Origin of the sequence: Microlunatus spumicola (assembly GCF_039536445.1) — a bacterium.
GTDB classification, from domain to species: Bacteria; Actinomycetota; Actinomycetes; order Propionibacteriales; family Propionibacteriaceae; genus Microlunatus; species Microlunatus spumicola.
Genome location: NZ_BAAAYR010000004.1, coordinates 96,535 through 117,189, shown reverse-complemented (window position 1 = coordinate 117,189; position 20,655 = coordinate 96,535). Strand labels below are relative to the sequence as shown.

The window sequence follows — 20,655 nt, the reverse complement described above, 5'->3', positions numbered from 1 at the left end:
ACGCAGGTCCACTACCCGGGACGCCCCGCGCCCGACGAGCAGGCCCGTCGTCGGTCGGCGCACCCGCGAGAGCGGTCGTCCCCGGGCGGGCTGCGGTCCCTGCCCCCACTGCGCCGACAGCGAACAGGGGCCGTACCCCACGCGCTGCGTCAGTCCTGCCGGGTAGGTTCGGCTTCGTGAACGACTCCTTCAACGGCCCCCACGCCGCGGACCTCGCACCCCGTGCTGCCGCCCGCGGCGGTGGCATCGGGCTGGACGACAACGTCTACCAGTCACTCCTCGCCAACCGCATCATCTTCCTCGGCTCGGAGGTGCGCGACGAGAACGCCAACGCGATCTGCGCGCAGATGCTCCTGCTGAACGCCGAGGACCCGCACCGCGACATCTTCCTGTACATCAACTCCCCGGGCGGCTCCGTCGACTCGGGCATGGCGATCTACGACACCATGAACTGGATCTCCAACGACGTCGCCACCGTGGCCATGGGCCTCGCCGCGTCGATGGGCCAGTTCCTGCTCTGCGCCGGCACCAAGGGCAAGCGCTACGCCCTGCCGCACAGCCGGATCATGATGCACCAGCCCTCTGGCGGCCTCGGCGGCACGGCGAGCGACATCCGGATCCAGGCGGAGCAGTCGCTGCACATCAAGTCGGTGATGCAGAAGCTCATCGCCGAGCACACCGGGCAGACGCTCGAGCAGATCGAGGCCGACTCCGACCGCGACCGGTGGTTCACCGCCGAGGACGCGCTCAAGTACGGCCAGATCGACCACGTCTACGCCTCCGCGGCGCAGATCCCCTCCAGCCAGGCCGAAGCGCCCAACCAGTGAGAGAGCGAATCCCCGTGAGCACGTTCGCCACGCCGTCCGGCTTCGCCGGGCCCCGCGCCGAGGGCCAGCCCTTCGCGCCGACGATGGACTACTACATCCCGCAGTGGGAGGAGCGCACGTCCTACGGGATGCGGCGCATCGACCCCTACACCAAGCTGTTCGAGGACCGGATCATCTTCCTCGGCACCCCGATCAGCGACGAGATCGCCAACGCCGTCATGGCCCAGCTGCTCTGCCTGCAGCAGATGGACGCCGACCGCGACATCGAGATCTACATCAACTCGCCCGGTGGCTCCTTCACGGCGCTGACGGCGATCTACGACACGATGCGCTACATCAAGCCCGACGTGCGCACGGTCTGCCTGGGCCAGGCGGCCTCCGCCGCCGCGGTGATCCTGGCGGCCGGCACCAAGGGCAAGCGGCTCGCGCTCCCCAACAGCCGGATCCTGATCCACCAGCCGGCGACCGAGGGTGGCTACGGCCAGTCCTCCGACATCGAGATCCAGGCGCGCGAGATCCTCCGCATCCGGTCCCTCATGGAGGAGATGCTCTCCACCGACACCGGCAAGACCTCCGAGGAGGTCAGCCGCGACATCGAGCGTGACAAGTACCTGACCGCCGAGCAGGCGCTCGAGTACGGGATCATCGACGAGATCCTGACGTCGCTCAAGGCCGTCCCGGTCTGAGCGCGAGGCGGGTGCCCGGCGACGGGCACTCGCACCGATCTACCCCCGGGCGGGACGTCCGGGGCTTAGGGTGTCCGGATCACGGATCGCCCCCGAGCGAGACCTGCTGTGCTGCTGGTGAAGAGAAGTGAGGAGATGGCGTGGCCCGGATCGGTGAGAGCGGCGACCTCCTCAAGTGCTCGTTCTGCGGCAAGAGCCAGAAGCAGGTCAAGAAGCTGATCGCCGGTCCCGGCGTCTACATCTGCGACGAGTGCATCGACCTCTGCAACGAGATCATCGAAGAGGAGTTCTCCGAGACCGGTGAGGTCGGGCTGCTCGACGAGCTGCCCAAGCCGCACCAGATCCGGCAGTTCCTCGACGGCTACGTCATCGGGCAGGGTAACGCCAAGAAGGCCCTCGCGGTCGCGGTCTACAACCACTACAAGCGGGTGCAGGCGCAGGCCAACGGCCCGTCCAAGCGTGGCGACGACGACGGGGTGGAGCTCGGGAAGAGCAACATCCTGCTGATCGGTCCGACCGGCTGCGGCAAGACCTACCTCGCGCAGACCCTCGCCAAGATGCTGAACGTCCCGTTCGCCATCGCCGACGCGACCGCGCTCACCGAGGCGGGCTACGTCGGCGAGGACGTCGAGAACATCCTGCTCAAGCTGATCCAGGCGGCCGACTTCGACGTCAAGAAGGCCGAGACCGGGATCATCTACATCGACGAGGTCGACAAGATCGCCCGCAAGAGCGAGAACCCGTCGATCACCCGTGACGTCTCCGGCGAGGGCGTGCAGCAGGCGCTGCTGAAGATCCTCGAGGGCACGTCGGCGTCGGTGCCCCCGCAGGGCGGGCGCAAGCACCCGCACCAGGACTTCATCCAGATCGACACGACGAACGTGCTGTTCATCGTCGGCGGCGCCTTCGCCGGCCTCGAGCACATCGTCTCGTCGCGTGTCGGCAAGCGGCCGCTCGGCTTCAACAACAATCTCGACTCGCGCAAGCCCGAGAGCGAGGACCCGTACGCGGACGTCCGCCCCGAGGACCTGGTCAAGTTCGGCCTGATCCCCGAGTTCATCGGGCGTCTGCCGATGATCGCCTCGGTCGCCCCGCTCGACCGCGACGCGCTGATCCGCATCCTCGTCGAGCCGCGCAACGCGCTCGTCAAGCAGTTCAAGAAGCTCTTCGAGCTCGACGGCGTCGACCTCGAGTTCTCTCCGGACGCCGTCGAGGCGATCGCCGACCTCGCGCTGCTCCGCGGGACCGGCGCCCGCGGTCTGCGTGCGATCCTCGAAGAGGTCCTGCTGAACGTCATGTACGACGTCCCCAGCCGCGAGGACGTCGCCCAGGTCGTCATCACCGGTGAGGTCGTCCGCGACGCGGTCCTCCCGACCCTCGTCCCGCGCGAGAAGTTCGCCAAGCGCGAGCGCCGCGAGAAGTCCGCCTAGCCCTCTGCTCGTTCCGGAAAGTGGTCAGTCCGAGCCTTTCAGCACCGTCTGGAAGCGCTCGGGCTGACCACTTTCTGCCCATGGAAGGGCTGTACGCCAGTGGCTGAGGGCCCGTGAGCGACCGGGCCGCCTCAGCATCGACGCGTTGAGCAGGTCCTCCCAGGCCCGCAGGCGTGCGCCGTCCCACTCCCGGCCCAGCAGGTCGTCGGTCGACCGGATGATCGACGCGGCCTCGTTCAGCAGGTGCCGGGACGTGAAGCCGTGGCGCTGCCAGCTCGCGTCCAGCAGCAGACGGTCTCGCCTGAGGTCGTCGTCCTGCACCTCCGGCTCTCGGTGGACGCCGCCGTCGTACTCGTGGATCCGTCGCGTCCCGACCACCCAGAAGTCGGCGCGAGCGAGGAAGCGGCCGGCCGAGTCGTGGACGTGGTGCTGCGGCTCGACCGGGATGTCGGCTGCGATCTGCAGGACGCGCATGATCGACTCCCATGCGGACTCACTCCGCTCGTCCAGCAGCGGAATGACCTCGCGCAGCAGCGGTGCGCCCCGACGACGGTGCGACGCACAGATCTCCAGCTCGGTCCGCGTGACGTGCCCCGCACGGAGAGCGGAGTCGCCGAGCATCACGAGGTCGAGGACGCCGAGGTCGCGAGCCGCCGCCAGGATCGTCTCGGCCGGGGTGGTGAGCCGGAGACCGTCCTGGACCGTGACGCCGAACGACCGCGGGTGTCGGCACACCAGGAGCCCGGGACGTCGAGGGCGCGGCTCCGAGCGTCGCATCGCGACGAAGACCGGGTGCGGCGGGCTGCTCGGCAGCCACCACCGGTAGCGCTCGGCCGCGGTCAGATGGGTGAACGCCGACGTCGGCGGGAGCACGAGCGCCCAAGCCTCGAGCTCTGCCCGTCCGAACGGGGCCGTCGACGGCGGCGACCAGACGCCACGGGTCACCTGCTGCCACGTCCTGCTCGGCGCACGGCCGCGTACGGGTGTCTCCACGCCCCACTCTGCTGGCGCACGAGGAGATCGAGCCGGTGCCGACGCAGCCTGTGGACGGCCGGGGCGGCACGCGTCCCGCCTTGTGCAGAACCGGCCGCGCCTAAGTCACCCTCCGAAGCCGGCAAGTGGTCGGTCCGGCAGGAAATCTGCTGTTAGAACCGGTTCGGAGTGACCACTTTCGGGAGAGGGGTGGGGGTCTCAGGCCTTCAGGGCCTTGGCGACGTCGGGCTCCAGGGCGTCGGGGGTGGTGGTCGGGGCGAAGCGGTCGAGGACCTCGCCGTCGCGGCCGACGAGGAACTTGGTGAAGTTCCACTTGATCGCGCCGCCGAGGAGGCCGGAACGCTCCTTCTTCAGCCAGCGGAAGAGGGGGTGGGTGCCGTCGCCGTTGACCTCGATCTTGGCGAACATCGGGAAGGTCACGCCGTAGTTCATGGTGCAGAAGTCCGAGATCTCCTCCGCCTCGCCGGGCTCCTGGTGACCGAACTGGTCGCACGGGAAGCCGAGGACGACCAGGCCCTCGTCGCGGTGCTCGCGGTAGAGCCGCTCCAGGCCCTCGTACTGCGGGGTGAGCCCGCACTTCGACGCCGTGTTCGCGACCAGGACGACCTTGCCGTCGTACGTGGACAGCGGGGTCTCGACGCCGGTCAGGGAGGTGGCGGTGAAGTCGGAGAGAGGCACAGGTGCAGGGTAGTGCGGCCCCCCCGGAACCCGCTCGCCCGACGAACCTCCGGGCCACCCAGCAGCGCTGCGCAGCGTCCCCGCGTACGCCGCGCCCGGTCTGCTGGACTGGCGCCATGGACAGCGACACCGGACCCGACCGCGAACCCGACCCCGAGGCGCAGACGCTGCCCGACCCGCAGCAGGCAGGGGGACTGGTCGAGAGCGGGGCGGCGGACATCCCGGGCGTGCAGGACGCCGGTCCGGCAGACGTCGAGGAGGAGGTCGAGGGGGCGCAGCCGTTCTCGGACCGGCCGACCGGCAGTAGCTGACCGGGTGCGTCCACGATGCGGGAGCCGGCCGACGTCGGGAAGATCCGCCGGCCCGGACGCCTTGACGCAGACATGAAGAGCATCGTCTACCGCACCACCGGCGACCCGTCCGTCCTCGAGCTCGTCGAGCGCCCCGTGCCCGAGCCCGCCGCCGGCGAGGTCCGCGTCAACGTGGCCGTCTCCGGCGTCAACCCGACGGACTGGAAGTCCCGCGTCGGCAGCAGGCCCGGCGACGACCTCCCCTTCGCGGAGGTCACCCCCAACCAGGACGGCGCCGGCACCGTCGACGCCATCAGCCCCGAGGCCGCCGAGCTCAACCCGCAGCTCGAGGTCGGTGACCGCGTCTGGATCTTCCTCTCGCAGCACCAGCGCCCGTCCGGCACCGCGCAGGAGTACGTGACGGTCCCCGTCGAGCACGTCGTCCGGCTCCCCGACGGCATCTCCTTCGACGTCGGCGCCTCGCTCGGCGTGCCCGCCATGACCGCCCACCGCGCGCTGACCGTGTCCGACCAGGGCCCGTCGCGCCTCGCGCCCGGGACGCTGGCCGACAAGGTCGTCCTGGTCGCCGGGGGAGCGGGAGCCGTCGGCCACGCCGCCATCCAGCTCGCCCGCTGGGCCGGCGCCACGGTCGTCACGACCGTGAGCAGCGAGGAGAAGGCCACGCTCGCCCGCGCCGCCGGTGCCCACCACGTCGTGAACTACCGCGAGTCCGACGCCGCCCAGGCGATCCTCGCTGCCGTCCCCGACGGGGTCGACATCGTGGTCGAGGTCGCGCCGGGCCCGAACGCGGCGCTCGACCTGGCCGTCGTCAAGAACCACGGCACCATCGCGGTCTACGCCAACAACGGCGGCGACAGCGTGACCCTCGACGTGCGGCCGTTCTTCGCCCGCAACCTGCGGTTCCAGGGCCTGCTGCTCTACACCGTCGGCGAGGACGCCCTCCAGGTCGCGGCCGAGGACATCACCGCCGCGCTGGTCGACGGGGTGCTCGACGTCGGCGAGGCCGCGGGCCTCCCGCTGCTGCGCTACCCGCTCGAGCAGACGGCCGCCGCCCACGACGCCGTCGAGAACGACGCCGTCGGCAAGGTCCTCATCGACGTCGCGTAGGCGTACGCCAGGCCCTCCGGACGGCAGCAGCCGGTCGGAGGGCTCAGGCCTCAGGCCTCGGCCAGCGTGACCTCGACGGCGAGCGGGCCGTCGGCCTCGGCCCAGGCCACCTCGCCGGTGATGCGGCCGACGGCGCGCAGGTCGGCCTCGATCGAGCGCAGCCGGTCGACGGTCTCGACCGGCCCCCGGAACACGGCCCGCACGACCTCGGTCTTCATCGACACCTTCGCCGACGACTTGGCCCCGCGCAGCCCGGCGAGGGCGGCGGCGAGGTCGTCGAGCAGGACCGGGTCACCGCTGACGGCGAGCCCGTCGGCGGTCGGCCAGGCGGCGTGGTGGATGGAACCCTCCTGCCACCAGGACCAGACCTCCTCGGTGCAGAAGGGCATGATCGGCGCGAGCAGCCGGAGCAGCACGTCGAGCGCGAGGCCGAGCGCAGCGCGGGCCGACGCCGCGGCCTCCTCGCCCTGCGCGCCGTACGCCCGCTCCTTGACCAGCTCCAGGTAGTCGTCGCAGAACGACCAGAAGAACGACTCGGTCGCGTCGAGCGCACCGGTGTAGTCGTACGCCTCGAACGACGTCGTCGCCGCCTCGACCACCCGGGCGAGCCCGGCGAGCAGGGCCTGGTCGGCGGGTTCGGTGACTGCGGCCGCATCGAGCGAGCCGGCGCCGACGCCGAACCCGAGCACGAACTTGCTCGCGTTCAGCACCTTGAGCGCCAGCCGGCGCCCCACCTTCATCTCGCGCTCGTCGAAGGGCGAGTCCATGCCCGGGCGGGCCTTGGCCGCCCGCCAGCGCACGGCGTCGGAGCCGTAGCGCTCGAGGATCTCGGTGGGCACGACGACGTTGCCGCGCGACTTGCTCATCTTCTTGCGGTCGGGGTCCATGACGAACCCGCTGATCATGGAGCGCGCCCACGGCAGCGAGTGGTTCTCGTAGTGCGCGCGCACCACGCGGGAGAAGAGCCAGGTCCGGATGATCTCGTGCGCGTGCGTGTTCAGGTCCATCGGGAACGTGAGGGCGAAGAGCTCCGGGTCGCGCTCCCACCCGCACACGATCTGCGGGGAGAGCGACGAGATCGCCCAGGTGTCCATCACGTCGGGGTCCGCCACGAAGCCGCCGGCCTGCCCGCGCTGGTCCTCCGCGTAGCCGTCGGGGACGTCGCTGGTGGGGTCGACCGGCAGCCGCTCCTCGCCCGCCAGAAGGGGGTCCGCGTAGTCGGGGTCGCCCTCGTCGTCCAGCGGGTACCAGACCGGGAACGGCACGCCGAAGAACCGCTGTCGCGACACCAGCCAGTCGCCGTTGAGGCCGTTCACCCAGTTGTCGTAGCGGTACTTCATGTGCTGCGGGACCCAGGCGAGCTCCTCGCCGCGCTCCAGGAACGTCGCCTTGAGCGCCGCGTCCCGCCCGCCGTTGCGGATGTACCACTGGCGGGTCGACACGATCTCGAGGGGCTTGTCGCCCTTCTCGTAGAAGTTCGCCATGCGCTGGGTCGGGGTCGGCTCGCCGTCCAGGGCACCGGCCTCGCGCAGCTGGGCCACGACGGCCTCGCGCGCCGAGAAGGTCGTCTTCCCGGTGATGGCGTCCCAGGCGGGACCGGCGGCGAGCCACTCGGGGCGCTCGCGCAGGATCCGCCCGTCGCGGCCGATGATCACCCGGGTCGGCAGCCGCAGCTCGCGCCACCAGGTGACGTCGGTCAGGTCGCCGAAGGTGCAGCACATGACCAGGCCCGAGCCCTTGTCCGGCTCGGCCGCCTCGTGCGCGATCACCGGCAGCTCCACCCCGTACAGGGGCGAGGTCACGGTCTGACCGAACAGCCCGGCGTAGCGCTCGTCGTCGGGGTGCGCGATCAGCGCGACGCAGGCGGCGATCAGCTCGGGGCGGGTGGTCTCGATGTGGACCGGCCCGCTGCCGTCGGCCCGCTCGAACGCGACGCGGTGGTAGGCGCCGGGGTAGTCGCGCGCCTCGAGCTCGGCCTGGGCGACCGCGGTCTGGAAGGTCACGTCCCACAGGGTCGGGGCCTCGGAGAGGTAGGCCTCGCCGCGCTGGATGTTGCGCAGGAACGCCTTCTGCGCGACGGTCTGCGAGTCGTCCGAGATCGTCGTGTAGAGGCTCGACCAGTCCACGCTCAGCCCGACGCGGCGCCACAGGTCCTCGAACGTGCGCTCGTCGAGGTGGGTGAGCTCGTGGCACAGCGCGACGAAGTTGCGGCGGCTGATCGGCAGCTGGTTCTTGGGGTCCGGCTTGGCCGGCGGCGTGAAGTCGGGGTCGTACGGCACGGACGGGTCGCAGCGCACGCCGTAGTAGTTCTGCACGCGGCGCTCGGTCGGCAGGCCGTTGTCGTCCCACCCGATCGGGTAGAAGACGTGCTTGCCGGTCATCCGCTGGTAGCGCGCCACCAGGTCGGTGTGGGTGTACGAGAAGACGTGGCCCACGTGCAGCGAGCCGGACACCGTCGGCGGCGGGGTGTCGATGCTGAAGACCTTCGCCCGGCCGGCGGCCGGGTCGCCCTCGGGCCGCACGAACGCGTAGGTCCCGTCGTTCCGCCAGGTGTCGAGCCAGCGTTCCTCGAGCCCTTCCAGGGCGGGGCGGTCGGGGATCGCCGGGGCGGGGGCGGTGGTGGTCACGAGGAGCAATCTTAGGTAACGGGTACGGAACTAGACTTCACGAGCCATGCCTGACACCACGACGCACGCCGACACCCGTGTCGAGACCTCCGGAACCGCCACCGAACCACGTACGCACGCCGCCGTCGTGCGCGACCTCACGAACCGCTGGCCGGAGCACCGGGTCGCGCCCTCGCTCGGCCGGATCGCGGCGCTGACGGAGCTGCTGGGCGACCCGCAGCACGCCTACCCGGTCATCCACGTGACGGGGACCAACGGCAAGGGCAGCACGACGGCCATGATCGAGTCCCTGCTGCGGGCCGCGGGCCTGCGCACCGGCCGCTTCACGAGCCCGCACCTGACGTCGCTGACCGAGCGCATCTCGATCGACGGCGAGCCGATCTCCGACGAGCGGTTCGACGAGGTCTGGGCCGAGCTCGAGCCGTACGTCGCCATCGTCGACGCGCAGCAGATCGACGGCGTCGCCTGCACCTTCTTCGAGATCATGACGGCGATGGCCTTCGCGGCCTTCGCCGACGCCCCCGTCGACGTCGCCGTGATCGAGGTGGGGCTCGGGGGGACCTGGGACGCCACCAACGTCGCCGACGGCGGCGTCGCCGTGGTCACCCCGATCGACCTGGACCACACCCACCTGCTCGGCACGACGGTGGCCGAGATCGCCCGCGAGAAGGCCGGCATCATCAAGCCGGGCGCGCACGCGATCCTCGCCGGCCAGCCGCTCGAGGCCGCGCAGGTCCTGCTCGAGCGCTGCGCGGAGGTCGGCGCGCTGCCGCAGCGCGAGGGCATCGACTTCGGCGTCCTCGGCCGCCAGCTGGCGGTGGACGGCCAGCTCGTCCGGCTCAACGGGGCCGAGGGTCCCGTGGAGGACGTGTTCATCCCGCTGCACGGCGCGCACCAGGCGTCGAACGCCGGGCTCGCCCTCGCGGCGGTGGAGGCGTTCCTCGGGCTCAAGGGGCTCAACCCCGACGTCGTGCGCGACGGCTTCGCCGCGGTGACGGTGCCCGGTCGGCTCGAGGTCGTCCGCCGCTCGCCGACCGTGCTCCTCGACGCGGCCCACAACCCGCACGGCGCAGCGGCGGCCGTGGCGACGCTGGGGGAGGCCTTCGACCTCAACCCGCTCGTCGGGGTGATCGGGGTGATGGCCGACAAGGACGTGCGCGGGCTGCTGCAGACCTTCGAGCAGGCCCTCACCCACGTCGTCGTCACGCAGGTCTCCTCGACCAGCCGTGGCCTGCCCGCCGAGGAGCTGGGCGAGATCGCGGCCGAGATCTTCGGCGCCGAGCGGGTCACCGTCGCGCCGCGGCTCGACGACGCCATCGAGGTGGCGGTCGGGATGGCCGAGGGCGAGGGCGTCGGGACGCCCGGCGTGCTGGTCAGCGGCTCGGTCGTGCTCGTCGGCGAGGCGCGCAGCCTGCTGGTCAGCGGCGAGCGTCCCGCGGGGGCGCCGGCCGCGGCCGACCAGGAGGAGGACGCGGACGCCGACTGGGACCCGCTGGAGCGTGACCTCGGTGGCGAGGAGCCGACCGACGAGGAGCGGGAGAGCTGGACGTGAACCGATGACCACGCCCGCCGCCGCCTCGGCCCCGCCGCCCGTCCTGCCCTGGACGCTCACCCCCCGCAACCCCATGCGGGTGGTCCTGCTGTCGGCCCTGCTCTTCGAGTTCCTGCTCTTCGGGCTCTCGATCCCCGTGATGATCCTGGTGTCGGACGCCTCGCCCGCGCCGGCCGCGCTGCTCGGCAGCGGGGCCGCGATCCTGGCCCTCGTGGCCGCCGGCCTGCTGCGCAAGCCGGTCGGCTACCCGGTCGGCTGGGTCGCGCAGGTCGCCGGCATCCTGCTCGGCTTCCTCACCCCGGCCATGTTCGTCGTCGGGGCGATGTTCGCGGCGCTCTGGGTCGTGTCCTTCGTGCTCGGCAAGCGGCTCGACGGTCGAGCGGCCCCGACGGCCGCCTGAACCGCCCACGCCCCGGCCCGACTTCGTCCGGGGACCGGTGAGTCTTTTTCCCGTGCCGTAACGCGTTCGGTCCTGCCGGGGGCGCCACGGCCACTACGGTGCTCCCACCGGAGCGGGCACGGGCCCGCCCTCCGGTCGCGACAGGAGGCACCGCCGGTGGACGTGGTGGACGAGCTGACCTCGGGCCTGCTGTGGGTGGGCGGAGCGTTCCTGCTCTGCGTCGTCGGCGCGATCCTGCTCGGCCTGCTGCTCTGCCGGAAGACGCGGTTCGGACGGCAGTTCTGGCGCCTTGCCGGGCCCTACTTCAAGCCCCGCCGCGGTGACCGGTCGAGCTGGAAGCCGCTGCTGACGGCCCTGCTCGTCCTCGCGCTGACGGTCGTCGGCGTCCGGCTCGACGTGATCCTCTCCAACAACAACAACCGGCTGTTCACCTCGCTGCAGGAGCTCGACCAGCCGGCGTTCTGGCGGGCGATCATCTTCTTCTGCATCGCCGCCGCGGTGTCGATCCTGCTCGCCCTCGGCTCCTACCTGATCGGGCAGCTGCAGGTCATCCGCTGGCGGCAGTGGACCAACGGCCAGGTGCTGACCGACTGGCTCAGCGGCACCGCGTACCACCGCGCGCGCTACATCACGGAGCCGATCGACAACCCCGAGCAGCGCATCCAGGCCGACGTCGACTCGTTCACCGACACGTCCCAGACGCTCGTCTACGGCCTGATCTCGGCGATGCTCGGCCTGGTCTCGTTCTCGATCATCCTCTGGGGGCTGTCCGGGCCCCTGCAGATCGGCGGCATCACCTTCCCCCGCGCGCTGATCTTCATCGTCTACATCTACGTGATCGTCGGGACGGTCGTCGTCATCCGGATCGGCCGCCCGCTGATCCGGCTGAGCTTCCTCGCCGAGCGCCTCAACGCCTCGTACCGCTACTCGCTCATCCGCGTGCGCGACCACTCCGAGGCGATCGCGCTCTACGGCGGCGAGGGCGTCGAGGAGCGGGGCCTGATGAACCGCTTCTCCGCCGTCATCGCGAACGTCTGGGCCATCGTCTTCCGGAACCTCAAGTTCAACGGCACCAACCTGGTGATCAGCCAGATCGCGGTGATCCTGCCCTACATCGTCCAGGCGCCGCGCTTCTTCACCCGCCAGATCACGCTCGGCCAGTTCACCCAGTCAGCCGACGCCTTCGGCCAGGTGCAGGCGTCGCTGTCGTTCTTCCGCAACGCGTACGACACCTTCGCCGCCTACCGCGCGACCCTCGACCGTCTCACCGGGCTGCTCGACGCCGACGAGGAGGCGCGGGCGCTGCCGGTGCCGCTGCGGTCGTCGCGCACCGCCGGGCTCGAGGTCGAGGGCCTCGACGTGCTCATGCCCAGCGGCGAGCCGCTGATCCTCCGCCTCGACCTCGCCGTCGAGCCGGGGGAGTGGCTGCTGGTCCGCGGTCGTTCCGGGAGCGGCAAGACGACCCTGCTGCGCAGCCTCGCCGGGCTGTGGCCGTACGTCCGCGGCGTCGTCTCCCGGCCCCAGGGTCCCGTGATCTTCTGCTCGCAGCAGCCCTACCTGCCGAAGGGGGCGCTGCGCGCCGCCGTCACCTACCCGGCCCCGGCGGAGGAGATCCCCGACCACGCGGTGCGCCAGGCCCTGGTCGACGTGCAGCTCGGGCACCTCACGGACCACCTGGACGAGATCAAGGAGTGGATGGAGACGCTGTCGCCGGGCGAGCGGCAGCGGCTCTCGTTCGCGCGCGTGCTGCTGCTGCAGCCGAGCCTGGTGTTCTTCGACGAGAGCACCTCGGCGCTGGACGAGGGCATGGAGCACGTCCTCTACTCGCTGGTCCGCGAACGCCTGCCCCGCACGACCGTCGTCAGCGTCGGCCACCGCACCAGCCTGGGTGCGCTGCACCAGCGCGAACTTGTGCTGCTCGGCCGAGGCGCCTGGACCACCGGCGCGCTGCTGGTCTGACCCGGGCACGATGGCCCCGTGGCCGAGGCGTCCGGGGTGCGGGTGGCGTGGGCCGACCTGCCCCGGACCGTCCGGGCCGCGGTCGAGGACGTGCTCGGCTCGCCGGTCGTCGCGGCCGTCACCCAGCCCGGCGGCTTCTCGCCGGGCAGCGCCGACCGGGTGCGCACCGCGGACGGGCGCCGGGCGTTCGTGAAGGCCGTGGCCGGCTCCACGAACGTCCACTCGCCGATCCTGCACCGCCGGGAGATCGCCGTCACGGCGGCGATGCCCCCCGACGCGCCCGTCCCGCGGCTGCTCGGCAGCCACGACGACGGCGACTGGGTCGCCCTGGTGCTGTCCGACGTCGAGGGCCGGCACCCGCACCTGCCGTGGCGGGCCGACGAGCTCGAGGCCGTCCGCGTCGCCCTCGAGGCGCTGGCCGCCACGCCCCTTACCGACGGGCTCGCGGCCCTCTCCGGCACGGGGGAGGGGTTCGCGGACGACTTCGCGGGGTGGCGGCGGCTGTGCGACGAGCCCGACCCCGGGCTCGACCCCTGGGCGGCGCGGCACCTGGACCGCCTCGCCGAGACCGCCGCCCGGGCCGAGGCGGCGCTGGGGGGCGACGAGCTGGTCCACGGCGACGCCCGCGCCGACAACCTGCTGGTCCGTCCCGACGGCTCCGTGGTCGTCGTCGACTGGCCGTGGGCCACGCTCGGGGCGGGGTGGTTCGACCGGCTCGCTCTGCTGGTCAACGTCGGGCTGAACGACCCCGACGCCGACGTCGAGGGCCTGCTCGCCCGCTGGCTGCCGCACGTCCCGGCCGACGACGTGGACGCCGTCCTCGCCGGCCTCGGGGCCTACTTCGCCGACGTCGCGCGCCGCCCGGACCCGCCGGGGCTGCCGACCGTACGGGCGTTCCAGCGTGCGCAGGGCGCGATGGTCCTGCGCTGGCTCGAGCGCCGTTGGTCGATAAGGTCGCACGCATGACCGACACCCCCGTGCAGCGCTCCTTCGTCCTGATCAAGCCGGACGCCGTCCGCCGCGGCCTCGTCGGCGCGGTGCTGGGCCGCTTCGAGGCCAAGGGCCTGCGGCTCGTCACGCTGCAGCTGCGCCAGGTGACCGGCGAGGAGTCGGACCAGCACTACGCCGAGCACGTCGACCGTCCGTTCTACCCGCCGCTGCGGACCTTCATCACCTCCGGCCCGTCGGTCGCGCTGGTGGTCGAGGGTGACGAGGCGATCGAGGTCGTGCGCGCGCTGAACGGCGCCACGGACGGCCGCAAGGCCGCCCCGGGGACCATCCGCGGCGACTACTCGCTGTCCAACCGCGAGAACCTCGTGCACGGCTCCGACTCGCCCGAGTCGGCCGCCCGCGAGATCGCCTTCTGGTTCCCCGGGCTGGGCTGAGGCCGGTGGGCCGGGGCGTCGACGCTCCGGCCCCGTCCCCGACGCCGACTAAGGTCGGGGGTCCGCGCCGCCCACCCGACGAGGACCCCTCCCCGTGACCCTGCTGCTCCTCGTGCACCTCGGGGTCGCCCTCGTGGCGCCCTGGTTGCTGCGCGCGCTGCGCTGCCGGGCCTTCTACGTGCTGGCGCTGGTGCCCGCCGCGACCGCCGTCTGGACGGCGCTGCAGGGTCCCGCGGTGCTGTCCGGCACGGTGATCACCGAGTCGACCGCCTGGATCCCCGCGCTGGGGATCGACGTGTCGTTCCGGATGGGCGTCCTGCAGTGGGTGCTGACGCTGGTCGTCAGCAGCGTGGGCGCCCTGGTGCTCTTCTACTGCCGCAGCTACTTCGCCGACGACGAGCCGCCGCTGCGCACCGGCGCGGTGCTGCTCGCCTTCGCCGGCGCGATGACGGGTCTGGTCACCTCCGACGACCTGATCGGGCTCTACGTCTTCTGGGAGCTCACGACCGTCTTCTCCTACCTGCTCGTCGGGCACAACCCGCGCTTCGCGGCGAACCGTCGGGCCGCCCTCACCGCCCTCATGGTCACGACCTTCGGCGGGCTGGCCATGCTGACCGGGATCGTGCTCCTCGGCGTCCGCTACGCGACGTTCTCGCTGTCCGGGGTGCTGGCGGCCGCGGCCGAGAGCGGCGTCGGGTCCGCGTACGTGGTGACGGCCGTGATCCTGCTGCTCGTCGGCGCGCTCACCAAGTCCGCGCTGGTGCCGTTCCACTTCTGGCTGCCGGGCGCCATGGCCGCGCCGACGCCGGTCAGCGCCTACCTGCACGCCGCCGCCATGGTCAAGGCGGGCGTCTACCTGGTCGCCGTGCTGGCGCCGGTCTTCGCCGGCACGCCCGGCTGGCGCCCGGTCCTGCTCACGCTCGGCGCCGCCACGATGCTCATCGGCGGCTGGCGCTCGCTGCGCCAGTACGACATCAAGGTCCTGCTCGCGTACGGGACCGTGAGCCAGCTCGGCTTCCTCGTCGTCCTCTGCGGGATCGGCACGCGCTCCGCCGCGCTCGGCGGGATCGCCCTGCTCGTCGGGCACGCGCTGTTCAAGTCGACCCTCTTCCTCGTGGTCGGCATCGTGGACCACAGCACCGGGACGCGCGACCTGCGCCGCCTGAACGGTGTCGGCCGCCGGATGCCCGTCGTCGCCGGTGCCGCCCTGCTCGCCGGCGCCTCGATGGCCGCCGTGCCGCCGACGCTCGGCTTCGTCGCGAAGGAGGCGGGCTTCGAGAGCCTCACCTACCTGGTCGGCGGGGACGGGACGGCCGTGCCGCCCTTGCCCGCCGTCCTGCTCGCCGCCGCGCTCGTCGCGGGCTCCGCGCTGACCGTCGCCTACACCCTGCGCTTCTGGTGGGGCGCGTTCATGAGCAAGCGCGGCGCCTACTTCATCGACCCGTCCGGCACCGAGGCCCCGACGACGGCCGACCACCGGGTGCCCGCCGCCTTCGCGGCCGCACCGGTGCTGCTCGGGCTGGCCTGCCTCGTGGGCGGCTTCCTCGGGCACCCGCTCACCGACGCGCTGCAGGGCTACGTCGCCGCCTTCTCCGTCGGCGAGGAGAGTCACGGGATCGCGCTGTGGCACGGCTTCAGCGCGCCCCTGGGGATGACGGCGGTCTCGCTCCTCGGCGGCGTGGTCCTCTTCTGGCAGCGCGGGTTCATCGCGCGGGCCCAGTCGACGTTCCCCGCGCCGTACGAGGCCGAGACCGCCTACCAGCGGCTCATGCGGGGCCTGGACCGGCTCGCGGTCGAGACGACGGCCGTCACCCAGCGCGGCTCCGTGCCCGTCTACCTCGGCTCGATCCTGCTCGTGCTCGTCGTCTTCCCCGGCGGGGCGCTGCTGATGGTGCGCGACTGGCCGTCCGTGCGCCTCTTCGACACCCCCGCGCAGCTGCTCACGGGCATCCTCATGGTCGTGGCCGCCCTGACCGCCGCCACCTCGCGCGGCCGCCTGCGGGCGGTCATGCTCGCCGGGGTGACGGGCTACGGCGTCGCGGTGCTGTTCCTGCTGCACGGGGCGCCGGACCTGGCGCTCACCCAGGTCCTGGTCGAGACCGTCACGCTCGTCGTGTTCTCCCTGGTCCTGCGCAAGCTCCCGAAATACTTCACCACCCGCCCGCTGTCGTCGAGCCGCTGGTGGCGCCTGGTGATGGCCGTCCTCGTCGGCGCCGTGGTCGTCTGCATCGGCCTCGTCGCCGCCGGCGCGCGGATCGCGGTGCCGGTCTCGGCCACCTACCCCGAGGTCGCGTACACGTTCGGCTACGGCCGCAACGTCGTGAACGTGACGCTCGTCGACATCCGTTCCTGGGACACGATGGGGGAGATCTCGGTCCTGGTCGTCGCCGCCACCGGCGTCGCCAGCCTGATCTTCCTGCGCAGCCGCTACTCCGCCCGGCCGCTGCGGCCCGAGGGCCCGACGGGCGCCCCGCTCGGCGGTCGCACCGTCTGGCTGCGGGGCGGCGAGACGTTGTCGCCGGCGCGCCGCTCGATCATCTTCGAGGTCGCCACCCGGGTGCTCTTCCCGGTCATGATCGTCGTCTCGGTCTACCTGCTGCTCGCCGGCCACAACGCCCCGGGCGGAGGGTTCGCGGGCGGCCTCGTCGCCGGCATGGCCCTGATGATCCGCTACCTCGCCGCCGGCAGCCGCGAGCTCGACGAGGCCGCCCCGGTCGACGCCGGCAAGGTGCTCGGCGCCGGCCTCGCCCTCGCCGCGCTGGGCCTGCTGGCGCCCGCGGCGTTCGGCGGCCGGATCGGCCAGAGCTACGACATCTCGCTCGCCCCCGGCGCGCTCGAGTCGGTCTCGACGCCGTTCGGGGAGCTCGCCGTCCTCGGTTCGCCGCACCTGGTCACCTCGGTCTTCTTCGACGTCGGCGTCTACCTCGTCGTCGTCGGCGTGATGCTCGACCTGGCGCGCAGCCTCGGGTCCGGCATCGACACCCACGAGGCGGAGGACCGTGCGCCCTCGCCGAACCCGTCGGAGACCAGCGCCCGGCCGTCGCGCCGCGCGCCCCTGCCGGAGTCGTTCGGCGGCGGGCTGACGGCCACCTCGACGCAGGGTCGGGTGCGACCGTGAGCCCGAACCTCACGCTGGCGCTCGTCGCCGGCGCCCTCGTCGCCGCCGGGGTCTACCTCGTCCTGGAGCGGTCGCTCACGCGCATCCTGGTTGGCGTCCTGCTCGCCTCGAACGGCGTCAACGTGCTGTTCCTGGTGGCGAGCGGCGCGGCCGGCGGTGCCCCGATCACCGGCGTCACCGAACCCCAGGACATGAGCGACCCGCTCCCGCAGGCCTTCGTGCTCACCGCGATCGTCATCACGCTCGCGGTCACGGCGTTCCTGCTGACGCTGGCCTACCGCAGCTTCCAGATCGCCGGGCACGACGAGGTCTCCGACGACGTCGAGGACGCCGCGATCCGGCGCCTCGCCATCGACGACGAGACGTCCGGCAGCTACGACGCCGACGTCGCGGGCCACCCGGACGAGACGGGCTCGGCCACCGGCGAGGAGGAGGGCGAGCGGGTCACCACGGACCCGGAGGGGTCCGACGCGGACCCGGTCGGCTTCGAGGGCAGCACCGAGGCCGAGCCCGAGCCGGAGACGTCCGACGGGGCAGCGGCGGGCGCGGACGGCGGTTCGCCGGAGGTGCCCAAGGCCCGACGTGTGCCGGCCGGCTACCCCGTCACCCGCGACGACCAGGAGAGGGGACGCCCATGAACAACCTGCTGCCCCTGCCCGTCCTGCTGCCGCTGCTCGGCGCCGGGCTCGCGCTCGCCCTGAACCGCCGCCCGCGCGCCCAGCGCGTCGTCGCCACGGTCGCGCTCCTCGCCGTGACGACCGTCGCCGCGCTGCTCGTCTGGCTCACCGACGCGCGCGGCCCGCTGGTGCTGTGGGTCGGCAGCTGGCCCCAGCCGCTGGGCATCGCCCTCGTGGCCGACCGGCTCAGCGCGCTGATGCTGCTCGTGTCGTCGGTGGTCACGCTGTCGGTGCTGCTCTTCTCGATGGGCGCGCCCGAGGCCGAGCGCCGCCGCGAGACCCCGATCTCGATCTTCTACCCGACGTTCCTCGTGCTGTCCGCCGGCGTCTCCAACGCCTTCCTGGCCGGCGACCTGTTCAACCTGTTCGTCGGCTTCGAGATGCTGCTGTTCGCGTCGTACGTGCTGCTCACCCTCGGCGGCACCGGCGCGCGCGTCCGGGCGGGCAGCACGTACGTGCTGGTGAGCCTGCTGTCGTCGACGCTGTTCCTCGTGGCCATCGCCGCGGTCTACGCGGCGACCGGCACCGTGAACCTGGCCCAGCTCTCGATGCGGCTGCGCGACCTGCCGCACGACGTCTCGCTGGTGCTGCAGCTGCTGCTGCTGACGGTGTTCGCGATCAAGGCCGCCGTCTTCCCGATGTCGGCCTGGCTGCCGGACTCTTACCCGACCGCCCCCGCACCGGTGACCGCGGTGTTCGCGGGCCTGCTGACCAAGGTCGGCGTGTACGCGATCATCCGCACCCAGACGCTGCTGTTCGGGGACAGCCACCTGACGCGGATCCTCATGTGGGCCGCGCTGGTCACCATGATCGTCGGCATCCTCGGAGCCATCGCGCAGACCGAGGTCAAGCGCATGCTGTCCTTCACCCTGGTCAGCCACATCGGCTACATGATCTTCGGGGTGGCCCTGGCCAGCACCGCGGGCTACGCGGGTGCGATCTTCTACACCGCGCACCACATCACCATCCAGACCACGCTCTTCCTGGTCCTCGGGCTGGTGGAGGTCCGGGCGGGCACGACGTCGCTCACCCGGCTCGGCGGGCTCGCCGCCCTCTCGCCGGTGCTGGGCATCCTCTTCTTCGTCCCCGCCATGAACCTCGCCGGCATCCCGCCGTTCTCGGGCTTCATCGGCAAGGTCGGGCTCCTGGACGCCGGCGTCCAGCACGGGGGCGTGCTCGCGTACGTCCTCGTCGGGGGCGGGGTCGTCACGAGCCTGCTGACGCTCTACGCCATGGCCAAGGTCTGGAACCGCGCGTTCTGGCGGCCGCTGCGCACCGAGGCCGACGAGCTGGAGCTGAGCCCGGCCGAGGCCGCCGGGCAGTCGGCGGGTGACGAGCGCGACGAGGACACCGAGGACCTGCCCACCGGCCGCCGCCTGCCCTGGCCGATGGTCGCCACGACCGTCGTCCTGGTGCTGGTCGGCGTCGGGCTCACCGTCGTCGCCGGGCCCCTCTACGGCTACGCGCAGCGCTCGGCGGCCGACCTCGTCGGGGGCACCTCCTACGTCCGCGCCGTCCTGCCGGGCGGGACGCGATGAGCGCGGCGACCGGCGCCACGGGTGCGCCCGACGCCGACGGGGCGACCTCTGACCCCCTGGGCCGGGCCGGCACGCGCGGGCCGTCGCGGCGCCGCCCGAGCCTGGCGGCGGTCGTCGTGCTGACGCTCACCTGGGTGCTGCTGTGGGACCGCGTCTCGCTGTTCCTCGTGGTCACCGGCGTGCTGCTGTCGCTGCTGGTCTTCGTCGTGTTCCCGCTGCCGCGGATCGAGCGGGACGGGCGGGTCCGGCCGCTCGGCCTGCTGCGGCTGGCGGGCCGGCTGGTCACCGACCTCGTCCGGTCGAGCGTCCGGGTCGTCGGGCTGGCCTTCTCCCGCCGCACGCCCCGCGGCGCGATCATCCGCGTCCGCCTGCGCAGCCGCTCCGACGTCGTCCTGACCATGACCGCCGAGCTGGTCTCCCTGGTCCCCGGCAGCATCGTGCTCGAGGTCCGGCGCGCCGACAGCACGCTCTACCTGCACGTGCTCGACCCGGCCGACGCGGCCGCGCTGGAGCAGGCCGCCCAGGACGTCCTCGACGCCGAGGCGCGGGTGCTGCGGGCGTTCGGCACCGACGAGGAGGTGAGGGGCCTGTGAACCCCGTCCACACCGCCGTGCTCGTGATGGTCGGCCTCGGGGCGCTGCTCCTGGTCGCCGCCGCGACGCTCACGATCGCCCGGATGGCCCGGGGCCCGAGCAGCCTCGACCGGGTCGTCGCCGCGGACGTGCTCGTGGCGATCGTCATCGCGACGCTCGCCGCCGAGGCGATCGTCAACGACCACGCCACGACCCTGCCGGTCATGCTGGTGCTCTCGCTGCTCGGCTTCGCCGGGGCCGTGAGCATCGCCCGGTTCGTCGCCGAGCGCGACCTCGCCGTCCGCTGGCGCGACGCCGACCGGCCCGACCAGGGGCAGCAGTGAGCACCGGGGTCGGCGCGGGCGACGTCCTCGACCTGCTCGGCGCGCTCCTCGTGCTGCTCGGCTGCTTCCTCTGCTTCGCCGCCGCCCTCGGCCTGCTGCGCTTCCCCGACGTCGTGTCCCGCATGCACGCCGCCACCAAGCCGCAGACCCTCGGGCTGATCCTGCTGGCCGCCGGCGTCGCGTTGTCGCTGCGGAGCTGGGCGTCGTTCGGCACGCTGGTCCTGATCGCCGCCCTGCAGCTGACGACCGCGCCCGTCTCGGCGCACCTCGTCGGCCGCACCGTCTACCGCACCGACCAGGTGCGCCACGACCTGCTGACCCGCGACGACCTCGCGACCGACCTCGAGGCGGCCGGCTTCCAGCTGGGTCCGGCGCCCGAGGACGAGCCCGGCCCGGCCGACGACTCCCGGCTCTCCTAGCCCCGGCGGTTCCGCCGTTAGGCTGGTCCGAC

Annotated in this window: 19 protein-coding genes; 16 read left to right on the top strand and 3 right to left on the bottom strand. The window is 72.4% G+C overall.

The window, feature by feature from the left end; all coding sequences use genetic code 11:
* Positions 1-176: 176 nt before the first annotated feature.
* The 3 genes from ABD665_RS13655 (at position 177) to clpX (ending at position 2,943) form a co-directional block, all read left to right on the top strand.
* Positions 177-827 carry a ClpP family protease gene (locus ABD665_RS13655; RefSeq protein WP_204913211.1) on the top strand — a complete coding sequence of 217 codons (651 nt, stop codon included), beginning with the start codon at positions 177-179 and terminating at the stop codon, positions 825-827.
* Between the two features lie 83 nt (positions 828-910).
* Entirely contained in the window at positions 911-1,513 is a 603-nt protein-coding gene (locus ABD665_RS13650) for an ATP-dependent Clp protease proteolytic subunit (protein WP_204914853.1), read from the top strand.
* Between the two features lie 140 nt (positions 1,514-1,653).
* Positions 1,654-2,943, top strand: a complete 1,290-nt coding sequence (gene clpX, locus ABD665_RS13645; RefSeq protein ID WP_204913210.1) for an ATP-dependent Clp protease ATP-binding subunit ClpX — start codon at positions 1,654-1,656, stop codon at positions 2,941-2,943.
* A gap of 24 nt (positions 2,944-2,967) precedes the next feature.
* On the opposite strand, the gene ABD665_RS13640 is transcribed toward clpX, so the two are convergent.
* The gene (locus ABD665_RS13640) at positions 2,968-3,816 is read right to left on the bottom strand and encodes a hypothetical protein (protein ID WP_204913209.1); all 849 of its coding nucleotides are present in this window, start codon (positions 3,814-3,816) and stop codon (positions 2,968-2,970) included.
* 318 nt (positions 3,817-4,134) lie between these two features.
* The gene (locus ABD665_RS13635) at positions 4,135-4,614 is read right to left on the bottom strand and encodes a glutathione peroxidase (RefSeq protein WP_204913208.1); all 480 of its coding nucleotides are present in this window, start codon (positions 4,612-4,614) and stop codon (positions 4,135-4,137) included.
* A 116-nt stretch (positions 4,615-4,730) separates the two neighbouring features.
* Between ABD665_RS13635 and ABD665_RS13630 the strand changes: the two genes are divergently transcribed.
* Positions 4,731-4,925 (top strand): hypothetical protein, encoded by a 195-nt coding sequence (locus tag ABD665_RS13630; RefSeq protein ID WP_204913207.1) that lies wholly within the window; start codon positions 4,731-4,733, stop codon positions 4,923-4,925.
* Positions 4,926-4,997: 72 nt separating this feature from the next.
* Positions 4,998-6,032, top strand: a complete 1,035-nt coding sequence (locus ABD665_RS13625; RefSeq protein WP_204913206.1) for a zinc-binding dehydrogenase — start codon at positions 4,998-5,000, stop codon at positions 6,030-6,032.
* Positions 6,033-6,082: 50 nt separating this feature from the next.
* Here ABD665_RS13625 and valS read toward each other — a convergent pair whose 3' ends face one another.
* Positions 6,083-8,659 (bottom strand): valine--tRNA ligase, encoded by a 2,577-nt coding sequence (gene valS / locus ABD665_RS13620; protein WP_344742450.1) that lies wholly within the window; start codon positions 8,657-8,659, stop codon positions 6,083-6,085.
* 46 nt (positions 8,660-8,705) lie between these two features.
* Here valS and ABD665_RS13615 point away from each other — a divergent pair, with 46 nt between their 5' ends.
* The 11 genes from ABD665_RS13615 (at position 8,706) to mnhG (ending at position 20,623) form a co-directional block, all read left to right on the top strand.
* Entirely contained in the window at positions 8,706-10,211 is a 1,506-nt protein-coding gene (locus ABD665_RS13615; protein WP_204913204.1) for a glutamate ligase domain-containing protein, read from the top strand.
* A 4-nt stretch (positions 10,212-10,215) separates the two neighbouring features.
* Positions 10,216-10,611, top strand: coding sequence for a DUF4233 domain-containing protein (locus ABD665_RS13610; RefSeq protein WP_344742449.1), 396 nt, complete (start codon positions 10,216-10,218; stop codon positions 10,609-10,611).
* Positions 10,612-10,767: 156 nt separating this feature from the next.
* Positions 10,768-12,570: an SbmA/BacA-like family transporter gene (locus ABD665_RS13605; RefSeq protein ID WP_204913203.1), complete on the top strand. Its 1,803-nt coding sequence runs from the start codon at positions 10,768-10,770 to the stop codon at positions 12,568-12,570.
* Positions 12,571-12,588: 18 nt separating this feature from the next.
* Positions 12,589-13,536, top strand: coding sequence for a phosphotransferase (locus ABD665_RS13600; RefSeq protein ID WP_204913202.1), 948 nt, complete (start codon positions 12,589-12,591; stop codon positions 13,534-13,536).
* Positions 13,533-13,955: a nucleoside-diphosphate kinase gene (gene ndk / locus ABD665_RS13595; protein WP_204913201.1), complete on the top strand. Its 423-nt coding sequence runs from the start codon at positions 13,533-13,535 to the stop codon at positions 13,953-13,955. Before ABD665_RS13600 ends, ndk begins: the two co-directional genes overlap by 4 nt.
* A 94-nt stretch (positions 13,956-14,049) precedes the next feature.
* Entirely contained in the window at positions 14,050-17,073 is a 3,024-nt protein-coding gene (locus ABD665_RS13590) for a Na+/H+ antiporter subunit A (RefSeq protein WP_204913200.1), read from the top strand.
* Complete coding sequence (locus ABD665_RS13585; RefSeq protein ID WP_204913199.1) at positions 17,070-17,711, top strand: Na(+)/H(+) antiporter subunit C; 642 nt, start codon at positions 17,070-17,072, stop codon at positions 17,709-17,711. The genes ABD665_RS13590 and ABD665_RS13585 overlap by 4 nt, the downstream gene beginning before the upstream one ends.
* The gene (locus ABD665_RS13580; RefSeq protein ID WP_204913198.1) at positions 17,708-19,288 is read left to right on the top strand and encodes a Na+/H+ antiporter subunit D; all 1,581 of its coding nucleotides are present in this window, start codon (positions 17,708-17,710) and stop codon (positions 19,286-19,288) included. The genes ABD665_RS13585 and ABD665_RS13580 overlap by 4 nt, the downstream gene beginning before the upstream one ends.
* Entirely contained in the window at positions 19,285-19,881 is a 597-nt protein-coding gene (locus tag ABD665_RS13575) for a Na+/H+ antiporter subunit E (RefSeq protein WP_204913197.1), read from the top strand. The genes ABD665_RS13580 and ABD665_RS13575 overlap by 4 nt, the downstream gene beginning before the upstream one ends.
* Positions 19,878-20,204 (top strand): MrpF/PhaF family protein, encoded by a 327-nt coding sequence (locus ABD665_RS13570; protein WP_344742448.1) that lies wholly within the window; start codon positions 19,878-19,880, stop codon positions 20,202-20,204. Before ABD665_RS13575 ends, ABD665_RS13570 begins: the two co-directional genes overlap by 4 nt.
* Positions 20,201-20,623 (top strand): monovalent cation/H(+) antiporter subunit G, encoded by a 423-nt coding sequence (mnhG, locus tag ABD665_RS13565; protein WP_204913196.1) that lies wholly within the window; start codon positions 20,201-20,203, stop codon positions 20,621-20,623. The genes ABD665_RS13570 and mnhG overlap by 4 nt, the downstream gene beginning before the upstream one ends.
* Positions 20,624-20,655 lie beyond the last annotated feature (32 nt).

What these genes read in the sequence shown, in the direction of transcription:
- ABD665_RS13580 (WP_204913198.1), top strand. Translation starts at nt 17,708, where the DNA reads ATGAACAACCTGCTGCCCCTGCCCGTCCTGCTGCCGCTGCTCGGCGCC.
- ABD665_RS13650 (WP_204914853.1), top strand. Translation starts at nt 911, where the DNA reads ATGGACTACTACATCCCGCAGTGGGAGGAGCGCACGTCCTACGGGATG.
- ABD665_RS13575 (WP_204913197.1), top strand. Translation starts at nt 19,285, where the DNA reads ATGAGCGCGGCGACCGGCGCCACGGGTGCGCCCGACGCCGACGGGGCG.
- ABD665_RS13610 (WP_344742449.1), top strand. Translation starts at nt 10,216, where the DNA reads ATGACCACGCCCGCCGCCGCCTCGGCCCCGCCGCCCGTCCTGCCCTGG.
- ABD665_RS13630 (WP_204913207.1), top strand. Translation starts at nt 4,731, where the DNA reads ATGGACAGCGACACCGGACCCGACCGCGAACCCGACCCCGAGGCGCAG.
- ABD665_RS13625 (WP_204913206.1), top strand. Translation starts at nt 4,998, where the DNA reads ATGAAGAGCATCGTCTACCGCACCACCGGCGACCCGTCCGTCCTCGAG.
- ABD665_RS13615 (WP_204913204.1), top strand. Translation starts at nt 8,706, where the DNA reads ATGCCTGACACCACGACGCACGCCGACACCCGTGTCGAGACCTCCGGA.
- ndk (WP_204913201.1), top strand. Translation starts at nt 13,533, where the DNA reads ATGACCGACACCCCCGTGCAGCGCTCCTTCGTCCTGATCAAGCCGGAC.